Raw genomic sequence first — 12,260 nt, 5'->3', positions numbered from 1 at the left:
ACACCCGGGGTCCCCATGCTTCCGTTCCACAAGTAGAACCCGTAGCATTTTCCTTGTGGCAGTAAGCCATTCAGAAACTATCTCCGGAGGATCGTATGTTGGGTTCCCTTTTTTCCATCAGCTCTGAAATCGGTGTCCCGTCCGTTGATGCGCTCTTCGAGGCTGCTCGGACCATCATCGGCGCGATCTTCGGCCTGAGCTGACACGTCGCAGCGACCTTCCCCCGCGGTGAAGAAAGTCCCTGTTCTCCGACAAGGAGAACAGGGACTTTCGTGCAGCGTGCCGGTGAGTGGTTGCGTGGCGGCGAGTTAGTGTCCTACCGGCCGTTCTGTAGATACGCGATGGCTATCAGCGATCCGACTTCGTCGTTCACGTCCTCGGTGCTGGTGAGCCCGATCTTGTGAGTCGACTGCCCGGGAGCTTTGGCCGGCACCAGAAGTTCGGAACCGGGGGCCTCGACAAAACGTAGTCCGAGGTCGACTCGGGCTTTGGTGGCCGCTGCGATGGCAGCAAATTGGCGAGCGCGAACAAAGGGCGTGTATGTTCCGCGGCCTTCGACGCGAACATCGGTTCCGAGCTCTTCGATCAGACGTCGGGCTGCATCGAAGATGGGTCGCAGCGCTGCCTTCGGACCGCTGTACTGCTGGTCGATGTATTGCTCGACGGTCGGCTCCACCCATCCGGACTGTTTGGCAGTCTCGAATGCAATTGCCCACTGCGAGTTCTGCGGTACACCGTGCTCTGCTTTCAGCCACTTGCGGACTTCGTTCTGATCGAGCGGGTCGACCCCCGACGTGCGTACAGCCTCAACCCATTCTTCGAGAGTGCGTCCGGTACGGTCGCGCATGGACGAGGTGACTGCGGCCATCATGTCGGAGGGTTCCATGCGTCTGTTCTACCGGTTGCCGCTGTGCACGGGTAGCTCGCTCAGTCGATGCCCAGCATCGCCCTGAGCGCGTCTGCGCCGGTCACTTCGACGGGGTACGGCGGTGCGACAAAATGTTCGCGCCTGAGGGTGAAGAGTCGACGCACGGTCATTCGGCCGTCGGCAGCCAACTCCTCGACTGTGCCGTCGGCGCGGTACCCGACTTTGGTCGACACCGTGATCGAGGCGGGGTTGTCCGTGAACGCCGACGACACGACGCTTCGTGCGCCCAAAGAGTCGAATGCGAATGTGCAGATTGCCTGTCGGGCAAGAGTGCCGATGCCCCGGCCTTGGAACCCGCGCCCGATCCACGAGCCGGTTTCACCGGTACGACTTTTGGGAAAGTCCGTCGCGGCGAACGCCTGGCAGCCGACAATTTCTCCGTCGACGACAATGGCTGTTTCGAATTTCCAGTCGGCCGTGGTCATCGCTCCGCGGACCGACCAGTGGTATTGGATGAATCTTCGCGACACTTCGGTGGGAGTGCCCACCGTCCAGGGGACGAGAAACGGCATCTGTTCGGCAGGGTGAATGCCGGCTCGGACCAGCGCAGCGAGTTCGGGGAAATGGTCGTCGCGCACAGGGACCAAGGTGACGGGCCCACACGTGATCGTGACTCCGTACGGAGGCCAGATCTCTGTCAGTGGACCAACCATCGTCTTCAGGCTTTCGTTCGTGTACGAATCGGTTCACAGTCTGGCATGCCCGGCCCGTCCGAGTGAGCGACTTCTGGTCATCGAGATTCTTTTGCCCTCGCGGTACGGAGTCGTGACATTAGTGTGTGGACGGTGACTACAGACAAACCGGTACGTCTTCGTGAAGGTAGATCGCCTGACAGGCTTTCGCGCGGCGTGGTGGCCGGATACGCAGCGGGAAGTGTCGGCACGGGTGGATTCGGCGTGCTTCCAGGTCTGGTACTGGCGTACTACCTGACCGATACGCTCGGCGTGGCCGCGGCGCTCGCGTCGCTTGTGGTCATTGTCCCGAAAATCGCCGACGTTCTGATCGATCCGCTGATCGGGTCGATCAGCGATCGAAGCTCTCATCGAACTGGTACGCGAGTGCCACTCATGCTCGCAGGCGCTCTGGGACTGCCGTTGCTCTTCATTCTCACGTTCTCAGCCCCCGTGTCTGCGGGCCCCGGAGTCGGGGCGTTGTGGGTGCTCGTCTTCTTCCTGCTCGCGGCCAGTGCCTACAGCCTCTTTCAGGTTCCATATATCGCGTTGCCGACCGAGTTGACCGGCGATTACCACGAACGCACTCGTTTGGTATCGGTTCGAATTGCGGTGCTGGCCCTGACAATTCTGGTCATCGGCGCTGGTGGACCGGAACTCCGCGACGCTGCCGGGGGCGGAGCACGCGGTTATCTGGTCATGGCGATCGGGGTGTCGGCGCTGATGTGTGGGGCAATGATCTGGGCAGTTCGCGGAGCGGCGCGCCACACGGTGACTCACGCGGACGCGCCGGTCGGCTCGTTGCTCTCGCAGTACCGGGACGGGTTCGACGCGATACGACGTACCCGCGCGTTCCGATTGCTGGTCATCGTCTTCGTGCTCCAAGCACTTGCCACCGCTGTGATGTTGGCGGGTGCGCAATATCTGGCGACCTATGTGATGGGCAGCGAAGGCGCGCTCACCGGTCTGTTCGTTGCACTCGTCGGACCAGCTCTCGTCGTCATGCCGCTGTGGTACCGGTTCTCGCATCGGTACGGAAAGCTTCGCGGTTACGTCGTGTCCTCGGTTCTGTTTGTCGTCGCGACGGCGTTGTTGACCCTTGCGGCTGTCAACGCCGGTTCGTGGATCTACGGTGCCGTCGCCCTTGCCGGCGTCGGATATGCCGGCATGCAGGTTTTCCCGTTGGCGATGCTTCCTGACGTCATCGAGGACGACGCGCGAATCGGTGGACGCCAACGTGGTGGTTCGCTCAGTGGTATCTGGACAGCCTCGGAAGCCGCAGGCCTTGCCCTGGGGCCCGCGGTGTTCTTGGGTGTACTCGCGGTGACCGGCTTCGTTTCGAAAACTGCGGGCGAAACTGTCGTGCAACCGGAATCAGCGCTGACCGGAATAGCCCTTGGCTTCTCGGTCGTCCCGGCGATCCTGGTTGCGATCAGCCTGGTCGTACTGCGGAACTACCGCACCGAACAAGAATCCACTCACGAGAACGTAGGTGAACGATGAGTTCCACTCAGGCCGAGGAACTTCAGGGCAAGATCGTCGAGAGCACGAACCTCGAGAAGAGGGCGGCCGACATCTTGACTCGGCTGCGTTCGCTTCGTGAGCAGGACGCCCCGACGCACGGAGGCCGGGTTCTGTCGTACGTGTACGACAGCGGTCTCGCAACCCTCGACGAGTTGGCAGCGGACGCAGCTCGATTGGTTCAGCCGGTCAACGGTCTCGACCCGACGGTGTTCCCGTCCACGGCGGTGATGGAGCGTGAGTTGGTTGCGTTCGCTCGCGAGTTCCTCCATGGAGCTTCAGACCCAGCCGCTGATACAGACACAGATACAGACACAGACACCGGAGGCATAGTCGTCGGAAATGTCACCAGCGGCGGAACGGAGAGTTGTGTGTTGGCCGTCAAGGCAGCTCGCGACTTCCGCGGCCTCCCGCCGGGTGAGGGTTCGCTGGTTCTTCCGACCACCGCGCACGCCGCTTTCCACAAGGCAGCGCACCTACTCGGACTGGAACTCATCCTGGTACCCGTAGATCCCACGTCGGGGCGCGTGGGAGCACACGATATTGCGACGGCAGTTCGGAAGGACACGGTTCTGATCGTCGTCTCGGCGCCCAATTACCCGTTCGCGGCACTCGACCCGATCGCCGACGTCGCGGAAGTTGCTCGTGCACATTCGATTCCATTACATGTCGACGCCTGCATCGGTGGGCTTGCGTTGCCGTGGTGGGGTGATCTGCCGCCCTGGGATTTCCAGGTGCCCGATGTCACCAGCATGTCGGTCGACTTCCACAAGTACGGATACTCGCCCAAGGGCGTCTCGGTCTTGCTGCACCGTGGGCGTAACCTGCATCGCAAGCAGTATTTCGGGCTCACGGACTGGCCGGGGTATCCGGTGGTCAATCCCACTCTTCTCGGTTCCAAATCCGTTGCTGCACTGGCCGGAGCGTGGGCGATTTCGCAAGTTCTCGGGCAATCGGGGTACGCCGAACTGGTGTCCCGGGCGCAGCGGGCCACCCGTGCGCTGATCGAAACGGTCCAGAGCATCGACGGGCTTCGCGTCGTGGGCTCGCCGGTGGGGCCGCTGTTCGCGGTCGCCACCGATGGTTCGGTGCCCCTCGAACGTCGAGTCGATCCGCATCGCTGGGTCAGCGCTGTCGGTGCCCGCGGCTTCGTCCTTCAAGGGCAGCCGGCGTCGACGCAACCTGACGGAACTGTATTACCTCGAACAACCCACCTCACCGTCACCCCGGTGACCGAGTCGGTGCTCGGCGAGTTGACCAATGCGCTCGTCCTCGGTGCCGACGACGTTCGCGGCTTGGCGGCAGCCGAGGCGCCGCCGGCCCTGGCAGAATTGGCCGGAGCATTCGAACGTGGCGATGTCACCGTCGCCGATGTTCTTGCGTTGCCAAGTGACGCTGTCGCGGCAGCTTTGAGGTCGGCGGGGCTGGATCCTCGGGGTTCTGCTGATTCTCCCTTGGACATGGCGGCCGTCCTCGCGGCAGTGGAATCGCTGCCACGTGAGGTGACTAAGAGACTGCTGGTGGAATTCCTCGCCGGGCTGGTGGAGCCCTGACACCGCTATGAATACCGAAACCTCGATGAATACCGAAACTGCGATGAACACTGCCCAAAACTCGGACAAATGGCGCGAAAGATTCGCGAATCGGGCGTAAGTTTTCTGTCATCGGCTAACCATCTTTTGTCGGAGGGGTTGATCTGTGACTGGTGCCGCGACCAAAATTTTGACGGTTTTCGAGGAAGTGATCGGGGTTCCGCTTCCGGTTCGCGTGCGATGTTGGGACGGTTCGGAGGCAGGTCCGCCGGACGCCGCTGCGCGGGTACATTTCCGGAATCGGCGTGCCCTACGCCGAGTCCTGTACTCTCCCAACGAATTGGGACTGGCGAGGGCATACGTGTCCGGCGATCTGGACGTAGACGGCGATATCTTTGCGCTCCTCGATGTCCCGGATCTGGTCACGCGGCTCGGTGAGAATCGTTTGTCGGCGTTGCCGTTGCGCTCGCTGGTGCGCGCCGCCGGTACTTTCGCCGGCTTGGGGGCGGTGGGTCCACCGCCATCGCCTCCGTCGATCGAGATGCGTCGTAAGCGAGGCAAGCGGCACAGTAAATCACGCGATTCGGCCACGGTCTCCCATCACTACGACGTCGGGAACCGCTTCTACGAAATGTTTCTCGGGCCGAGCATGGTCTATTCGTGCGGGTACTGGCCGGAAGGGGTCGAATCCCTCGAAGCTGCTCAGTACGCGAAGCTGGATCTGATTTGCCGCAAGCTCGATCTGAAGCCGGGAATGCGACTGCTCGACGTCGGTTGTGGCTGGGGATCGATGGCACTGCACGCTGCCCAGAACTACGGCGTCGACGTCGTCGGAGTGTCACTGAGCAACGAGCAGGTCGAGTACGCCAAGGGACGAGTTGCCGACGCGGGTTTGGCCGATCGTATCGAGATTCGGGTGCAGGACTATCGCGACGTCGACGACGGCCCGTACGACGCGATTTCGAGCATCGGCATGTCCGAGCATGTGGGCCTGGCCAATTTGCCGGTGTACACGGCAAAACTCTTCGACCTGCTCGTGCCGCAGGGTCGTCTGCTCAATCACGCCATCGCGGCTGTGAAGTCTTTGTCGGACAACGTCGATGACGGACGCAGTTTCATCGACAGGTACATCTTCCCGGACGGTGAGATCCTTCCGCTGAGCAAAACCATTGATGCGCTGGAACTTTCAGGTTTCGAGACGCGTGACAGCGAGGCGTTGCGCGAGCATTACGCCTTGACACTGCGCGCGTGGGTACAGAACCTTCGCGAGAACTGGGACGCATCGGTCCTACAGGTCGGTGCTCCCCGCGTGCGTACCTGGTTGCTGTATCTCGCTGCCAGTGCCCTGGGTTTCGAGGAGCCGCACAGGCTTACGATTCATCAGGTCCTGGCCGTGAAACCAGGCGATCGGGGGGCCAGTGGCATGGCCCGCTCGCGTAGCAGTTGGTATCGATCGATTGAAGTCCCGCAGATCGAAACCGGTCCGCGCGTCGACTGAGGCCTATACGTTGGATTTCCATGAGCACCCGGAAGGTTGTCCTCGCGGCACTGAAGGTTTCGGCCGTTGCGGTATCGGCGCTGTTGTCGACCTCGCTACTGTTCACACCGATATCGAACGCCGAACCTGTGAACGACTTCGTGGCCGGGGGGGGGCCCGCGCCCGACGGTCGTGATCGGTCCGGGCACTCAGGGCCAAGGTGATCAGTGCGCGCCGTCGAGGATGTTTCCCACTGCCGGTCAACTCCGCCTGGCGGAACCCGGGAATCCGTCGAACTACGGTGCCGGTGTGGACAGTGTCGGTGTCAACTACGAGTCCGCATTTGCTTTCGCATTCCTAGCCCAGGGCGTTCGCGTGTTTGTCACCGACTACATCGGACTCGGAACACCCGGTATCCATACCTACGTCAATCGCGCCGAGGAAGCCCACGCGATGTTGGACGGTGCACGCGCTGCCCGAGCCTTGGCGAAGGCAGGAGAGGACGATCCGATAGCGCTGTGGGGCCATTCGCAGGGCGGCGGCGCCACTGCCGCTGCAACCGAACTGGCACCCGAATACGCGCCTGAGTTGAATCTGGTCGGGAGTTACGCGAGCGCGCCCCCGGCAGACCTGGCAAGCGTTCTGCGTCATATCGACGGTACCGGCCTGATGGCCGCGATCGGCTACACGATCAACGGCGTCCTCGACCGATATCCCGCCGCCCGAGAGCCGATCGAATCTCGACTCAACGACTACGGCCGGTCCGTGCTCGCCGACGTCGCCGGGCAATGCCTCATCGATTCCCGAACCAAGTACGGGAAGCAGTCGACGGCGTCGTGGACCACGGACGGCCGGCCACTTGCCGACGTGGTGGAATCGGTACCGGAGATCCAGCAGGTGATCGAGGAACAACGCATCGGGCGGCGAACCCCGGCCTCGCCGATTCTGGTCAACGGAGCGCTCAACGACGATTTCATCCCGTACGAGCAAACCCGGCGCCTGGTTCAGGACTGGTGCGCGCGCGGGGCCGAGGCGACGTTGTTCACCGACACCCTGCCTGCAGTGAATCCGGGGAGCGGTAACAATCACCTCGCGCCGGCCGTAGCGGACTTCGGTGTCGGATTGCGGTACGTGCTGGACAGATTCAACGGCAAGCCATTGGTCGGTGCGTGCAACGCCTGAGACACCTGCTTCTCGATTACCTTGCGGCGTAACCACCGTCTCATTGCGAACGGTGGTTGACTGAGCCCGTGAACGATCGATCGCACGACCTTCCGATCAACCCGGTTCCGCGGAGTGAGCTGGGTGCCGGGCCAGCGCTGAGAGTGTCGACAGGTCTGGTGCTCGGTGTCGCTGCAGGTGTCGTCACGGCGTTGGTCGGCTACCCCCGGTTCGCTTTCCTGATCGGCTGGGATGTCGCGGCGATGGTGTTCACGGTGTGGACGTGGATTCTGGTCTGGCCCTTCGATGCGACGCTCACCGCGAGCCACGCAACGCGGGAAGAACCGGCTCGCAACGTCGCACACCTGCTGATTCTCGGCGCTGCCGTCGCGAGCCTGGTCGGTATCGCGTTCCTGCTCTTGGCGGCACCCGACGGACATCACTACCAAGTCGTGGCGGCATCGGTTGCAGTCGGCAGCGTCGTGATCTCGTGGCTGGCGGTCCACACGCTGTTCGCCCTCGGCTATGCGCGCCTGTACTACTCGGGCCCCGACGGCGGAATCGATTTCAATCAGGAAGAACCGCCGCGGTACAGCGATTTCGCCTACGTGGCCTACACGGTCGGGATGAGCTTCGCGATTTCCGACACCAACTTGAAGTCGTCGGACATGCGCGCGATGGCGCTCGGCCACGCATTGCTGTCGTACCTGTTCGGTTCGGTGATCGTGGCGTCCGTCGTCAACTTGATTGCAGGCCTGTGACCGATCAAGCCGTGTGACCGATCAAGCCGCTGCACGCCCGATGCTCGAGAGGAAGCCGGCGGCTCCGAAGAACAGGCCGGCGAACACTCGATTGGTGGTTCGCTGCTGTTTGGGGGATCGCATCAAGGTGAGCACCCGTGCAGCCAGCCCGGTGTATCCGGTCATCACGATCACGTCGACTGCGCACATCGTGGCGGCGATGATCAGATACTGCGGAAGCAGCGGTGCCGACGGGTCCAGGAACTGTGGGAGCACAGCGAGCATGAAAACGACGGCCTTCGGGTTGCTCGCGTTCACGAGAAAACCGCGAAGCATCATCATCGGGCCCGAACTGCTCGCGGTTGCCTCGTCGGTCTCCACCTCGGTAGGCGTCGATCGCCACTGCCTGATTCCCAGGTAGACGAGGTATGCCACACCGAACCACTTGATCAAGGAAAAGGCCACGGTCGAACTGGCGAGAATTGCACCGACCCCGGCCGCGACAATTCCGATCTGCAGCAGCAATCCCAACTGCAGCCCGAAGATGTTCCAGTATCCGCGCCGCAAGCCGTAGGCAAGCCCTGACGACATCGACGCAATGGCGCCGGCCCCCGGTGACAGGCTGATCACCCAACTTGCTCCGAAGAACGCCAACCAGACGTGCCAACTCATGTCGAAAGTCCTTTGATCGGGGAATACTCCCGACAACCAGCACGCACGGGATCAGAAAAGTGTAGACGGACTGTCCTGCTCACTGCTCGCGACAGTGCAATGATCGGGAGATGACGTCGTATCCCGTACTCGACCTGACACCCGACGAATTACTGACCACAACGCGGACCGTTCGAAAGCGTCTGGATCTGACCCGTCCCGTGCCGTTGGACCTGGTGAAGGAATGCCTCCAGATCGCCCTGCAGGCGCCCTCCGGTTCGAATCGCCAGGGGTGGCAGTGGATGGTGGTGACCGATCCGGCACTGCGTGCAGCAGTCGGGCAGATCTACAAGGAAGTCACCGACGAGTACCTTGCTTCTCACGGTTCGGCGGCAAAACTCTTCGCCGATGATCCCGATCGCGCGCCGATCCAACAGCGAGTAGGCACCAGCGTCGCGTGGCTCGGTGAGCACATGGGCGAGGTGCCGGTTCTTCTCATTCCGTGCATCAAGGCGGGTAAGACGTTGCCGGAGGGGAACCAGGCCGGTCTGTGGGGTTCTCTACTCCCGGCCGCGTGGAGTTACGCTCTGGCCGCACGGGCACGTGGACTCGGTACGGCGTGGACGACATTGCACCTGCAGCGTGAAGCGGAAGTTGCCGAGCTGCTGGGTATTCCGGCCGGATTCCATCAGGCGGCGCTTATCCCGACGGCGTACTTCACCGGCGAGACGTTCAAACCCGCCGCCCGTGAACCGGTCGACAACGTGCTGCACGTGGACCGATGGTGAGCCTGATCTACTCGGCGATCTGCTCGATCGACGGGTATGTGGCTGATGAGCAGGGGAACTTCGACTGGGCGGTTCCCGACGCGCAGGTCCATTCGTTCGTCAACGAGCTCGAGAGGGGAGTCGGCACGTACCTGCTCGGGCGCCGGATGTACGAGACGATGATTCCCTGGGAGACGATGATTCCCTGGGAGACGATGATTCCCTGGGAGACAACGGCACACGAGGACCTTCAAGGTACTTCCGCATCGGTAGGTTCTTCGGTGCCGGACGAGTTTGCCGGAATCGAGGCGGCGACAGTCGAGTTCGCTCAGATCTGGGGTGGCATCGATAAAATCGTGTACTCCACGACGCTGAACGAGGTATCGACGGCGCGCACAACGATTTCCCGGGACTTCGACGCCGACGCCGTTCGTGCGCTCGAGAGCGAAGCGGTACAAGATATCTCGATCGGCGGGCCGACGATCGCTGCAAGTGCATTCGCGGCGGGGCTGGTCGACGAATGCCGACTGTTCGTCTGCCCGGTCAGCGTAGGAGGCGGATTGCCTGCCCTTCCGCGCGGGCGACTGGACCTGCAGCTGCTCGAAGAGAAAACCTTCGACGGCGGCGTCATCTATCTGCGGTACGCCGTCCGCTAAGCCGCGATCATCACCGCCGTGACTACTGCGAGTAGAGCGATGTAGGCGGCGGCATGGATCCGGTCCGGGATGGCGCCGACAATTCGCCGGCTCAGTGCAATCGCAGGTAGAGAGCCGGCCAGTAACGCGCAAACGGCGAGAAGGTCGATTGCGCCGAGTCTGCCCGCTGACAGATCCGAGGCGGTGCTGTGCCCTGATGAGGCCGCGTACACTGCAGTCGCGACGACGGCGACAGGCAAGCTCAACGGGTTGGCGCTCGCGGCGGCGTCGGCCATCGGAACTCCGCCGCGACGCATCATCGGAACCGTCATGACGCTCCCGCCGACTCCGAGGAAACTTGCGACGGCGCCGATGCCTATCCCGACAGCGCGGACGCCGTGACGGTCAAGATGTTCTCGAGGTTCAGGTGGTGTCAGAAACCCTTGTCGCAGAAGGCTGTCGAGGATTGTGACCACGAGGTAGAGGACAAAAAGAATCCTGACGGCGCCGTCGTCGACGTGACCTGCCGCAACCGCTCCGAGGCCTGCTCCGACTGCGACGGGGCCGATCAGTGGTCTGATGTACTCCGCCCGAAGCCGTCCTGACTTCCTGAATGCGATTGTGGCACCGAGTGAATTGACTACCATCACTGCCGCCGAGGATGCGACGGCGACATGCATCGGATCGATGGCGTCCGCCCGAAGTGTGGATGCAGCGTAAACGACTGGGACGGTGACAAACCCGCCACCGAATCCGAACAGAACGGTGGTGACTCCGGTCAAGGCGCCGAAAGCGAGAAGGATGAGGGCGTAATGAAGCACTTGATGAACGGTAGCGATTTCTCCGCTGGCGCACATTCGAAGGTTCGCCACGTTCCATTGTCAATCAGACACGGACTCGGTAGGTTCCTCCGGTGCGCAACATCTCGATCAACGACGTCGATCACTCACCTCGCGGTGTTCTCGCAATCGGAAGCGACTACCCACCCGGTCACGTGTTGGCCGCCCACGAACATCGACGAGCCCAGTTTCTCTTCGCTGTGAACGGTGCGATGAACGTCGAAACCAATGACGGTGAGTGGACGGTTCTGCCGTCCAATGCGGTCATGATTCCCGCCGGTGTCGCTCATGCCGTGACAATGGACGGCGTCAGCACGCGAAGCCTCTACATCGAACCGTCCGCAGCGCCGTGGTTCCCGGTCAGGTGCCGAGTCGTCGCAGTATCGTCGCTCCTGCGTGAGCTGCTCGTCGCTGCAGTCGACATGGATGTCGAGTTGAACGTGGAGGACGACTTCCCGGCACACGGACGCGGCGCCGCGGTATTTCAGCTGATCCTGCACGAACTTCGCGATCTTGCGCCCCTGCCTGTGGAACTTCCGCTGCCTCGGCACCCGGGATTGCGGGCGTTGTGCACGCGGTATCTCGCCGGCCCGTCGATCCACGACTCGCCCACGCGGTGGGCCGAGCAACTCCACATCAGTGAACGAACACTGCACCGCTTGCTGATCTCGGAAACGGGGATGAGCGCGTCGTCGTGGATGCAGCGTGCCTGCATTCTTCACGCGCTCCCGAAACTCTCTGCCGGTGCCAGTGTGACAGCCGTTGCGTCTGAACTCGGATACTCGACGCCGGCTGCCTTCGCAGCGATGTGCACCCGAGTTTCGGGTGCACCGCCCAGTAGCTATCGGGCGCGCGTCACGACACAGACACCGGGATGATGTCGGCGACGACGTCGTGGATGAGACCGTCACGGACTTCGAAGGTTTCACGAATCTCCACGGTCATGAGGCGAGTGCCACCGATTCCCGCGTCGAGCAGATAGGTGGTCGAGACGATGTCCCCGGCTTCCGACATCTCTAGGTCTCGTACGCCCTGGATAACGCGGTATTGGATACCGTTTTCGAGGTCGGCGGACATCTGTGGTCCGGAGAACCCCGTCTTGAGTCCGGCTTCGACGCGCGTCGCATCCGGGGCGAAATGAACATCGGAAACGTCATGGGAGACCAGGGCGTCGATGTAGGCACGTGCCTGCGCCTCGCGGGGTGAATCGGCCGGGTTGGGGGCTGCTGTCGCAGCGCCTCCGGCAACCAGGATCAGGGCAGCCGTGGCAGCGGCAGTTCCGGCGATATTTCGCAGTGTTCGCATGGGACATCCTAACGACGAGGTGTGGAGGAATTT

Annotated in this window: 13 protein-coding genes; 8 read left to right on the top strand and 5 right to left on the bottom strand. The window is 62.2% G+C overall.

From position 1 onward, the window contains the following. Window positions 1-316 precede the first annotated feature (316 nt). On the bottom strand, window positions 317-886 hold the full coding sequence (locus AC1DWA_RS25680) for a DUF5655 domain-containing protein (RefSeq protein ID WP_019748792.1): 570 nt from the start codon (window positions 884-886) through the stop codon (window positions 317-319). Window positions 887-927: 41 nt separating this feature from the next. Continuing rightward, window positions 928-1,581 carry a GNAT family N-acetyltransferase gene (locus AC1DWA_RS25675; RefSeq protein WP_308370739.1) on the bottom strand — a complete coding sequence of 218 codons (654 nt, stop codon included), beginning with the start codon at window positions 1,579-1,581 and terminating at the stop codon, window positions 928-930. A 123-nt stretch (window positions 1,582-1,704) separates the two neighbouring features. Between AC1DWA_RS25675 and AC1DWA_RS25670 the strand changes: the two genes are divergently transcribed. The 5 genes from AC1DWA_RS25670 (at window position 1,705) to AC1DWA_RS25650 (ending at window position 8,051) form a co-directional block, all read left to right on the top strand. Next, window positions 1,705-3,102, top strand: a complete 1,398-nt coding sequence (locus AC1DWA_RS25670; protein WP_477846889.1) for an MFS transporter — start codon at window positions 1,705-1,707, stop codon at window positions 3,100-3,102. Next, on the top strand, window positions 3,099-4,673 hold the full coding sequence (locus AC1DWA_RS25665) for a pyridoxal phosphate-dependent decarboxylase family protein (protein WP_477846888.1): 1,575 nt from the start codon (window positions 3,099-3,101) through the stop codon (window positions 4,671-4,673). Before AC1DWA_RS25670 ends, AC1DWA_RS25665 begins: the two co-directional genes overlap by 4 nt. A 145-nt stretch (window positions 4,674-4,818) precedes the next feature. Then, window positions 4,819-6,150: a cyclopropane-fatty-acyl-phospholipid synthase family protein gene (locus AC1DWA_RS25660; RefSeq protein WP_355331493.1), complete on the top strand. Its 1,332-nt coding sequence runs from the start codon at window positions 4,819-4,821 to the stop codon at window positions 6,148-6,150. A 288-nt stretch (window positions 6,151-6,438) separates the two neighbouring features. Continuing rightward, entirely contained in the window at window positions 6,439-7,311 is an 873-nt protein-coding gene (locus tag AC1DWA_RS25655) for an alpha/beta fold hydrolase (RefSeq protein WP_477846886.1), read from the top strand. 68 nt (window positions 7,312-7,379) lie between these two features. Beyond that, entirely contained in the window at window positions 7,380-8,051 is a 672-nt protein-coding gene (locus AC1DWA_RS25650) for a DUF1345 domain-containing protein (protein WP_020908009.1), read from the top strand. Window positions 8,052-8,072: 21 nt separating this feature from the next. Here AC1DWA_RS25650 and AC1DWA_RS25645 read toward each other — a convergent pair whose 3' ends face one another. Beyond that, entirely contained in the window at window positions 8,073-8,702 is a 630-nt protein-coding gene (locus AC1DWA_RS25645) for a LysE family transporter (RefSeq protein ID WP_019748785.1), read from the bottom strand. 110 nt (window positions 8,703-8,812) lie between these two features. On the opposite strand from AC1DWA_RS25645, the gene AC1DWA_RS25640 reads away from it, so the two are divergent. Then, a complete protein-coding gene (locus tag AC1DWA_RS25640; RefSeq protein ID WP_003942413.1) occupies window positions 8,813-9,469 on the top strand; it encodes a nitroreductase family protein in 657 nt (218 codons plus the stop codon). Continuing rightward, complete coding sequence (locus tag AC1DWA_RS25635) at window positions 9,463-10,104, top strand: dihydrofolate reductase family protein (protein ID WP_477846885.1); 642 nt, start codon at window positions 9,463-9,465, stop codon at window positions 10,102-10,104. Before AC1DWA_RS25640 ends, AC1DWA_RS25635 begins: the two co-directional genes overlap by 7 nt. Here AC1DWA_RS25635 and AC1DWA_RS25630 read toward each other — a convergent pair. After that, on the bottom strand, window positions 10,101-10,904 hold the full coding sequence (locus AC1DWA_RS25630) for a sulfite exporter TauE/SafE family protein (RefSeq protein ID WP_259349288.1): 804 nt from the start codon (window positions 10,902-10,904) through the stop codon (window positions 10,101-10,103). The two genes, AC1DWA_RS25635 and AC1DWA_RS25630, sit on opposite strands and share 4 nt — an antisense overlap. 92 nt (window positions 10,905-10,996) lie before the next feature. On the opposite strand from AC1DWA_RS25630, the gene AC1DWA_RS25625 reads away from it, so the two are divergent. After that, on the top strand, window positions 10,997-11,800 hold the full coding sequence (locus AC1DWA_RS25625) for an AraC family transcriptional regulator (RefSeq protein ID WP_133727455.1): 804 nt from the start codon (window positions 10,997-10,999) through the stop codon (window positions 11,798-11,800). Here AC1DWA_RS25625 and AC1DWA_RS25620 read toward each other — a convergent pair. Further along, complete coding sequence (locus AC1DWA_RS25620; RefSeq protein WP_003942394.1) at window positions 11,778-12,227, bottom strand: DUF8021 domain-containing protein; 450 nt, start codon at window positions 12,225-12,227, stop codon at window positions 11,778-11,780. The two genes, AC1DWA_RS25625 and AC1DWA_RS25620, sit on opposite strands and share 23 nt — an antisense overlap. Window positions 12,228-12,260: the final 33 nt, after the last annotated feature.

Source organism: Rhodococcus sp. P4_F3_2 (assembly GCF_056401335.1).
Note: the sequence above shows the minus strand (reverse complement) of the source record. Positions and strands in the feature narration are given on the sequence as shown.

Coding starts and splice junctions, on each gene's coding strand:
- AC1DWA_RS25680 (WP_019748792.1), bottom strand. CDS start 886: ATGGAACCCTCCGACATGATGGCCGCAGTCACCTCGTCCATGCGCGAC.
- AC1DWA_RS25675 (WP_308370739.1), bottom strand. CDS start 1,581: ATGGTTGGTCCACTGACAGAGATCTGGCCTCCGTACGGAGTCACGATC.
- AC1DWA_RS25665 (WP_477846888.1), top strand. CDS start 3,099: ATGAGTTCCACTCAGGCCGAGGAACTTCAGGGCAAGATCGTCGAGAGC.
- AC1DWA_RS25645 (WP_019748785.1), bottom strand. CDS start 8,702: ATGAGTTGGCACGTCTGGTTGGCGTTCTTCGGAGCAAGTTGGGTGATC.
- AC1DWA_RS25640 (WP_003942413.1), top strand. CDS start 8,813: ATGACGTCGTATCCCGTACTCGACCTGACACCCGACGAATTACTGACC.
- AC1DWA_RS25635 (WP_477846885.1), top strand. CDS start 9,463: ATGGTGAGCCTGATCTACTCGGCGATCTGCTCGATCGACGGGTATGTG.
- AC1DWA_RS25620 (WP_003942394.1), bottom strand. CDS start 12,227: ATGCGAACACTGCGAAATATCGCCGGAACTGCCGCTGCCACGGCTGCC.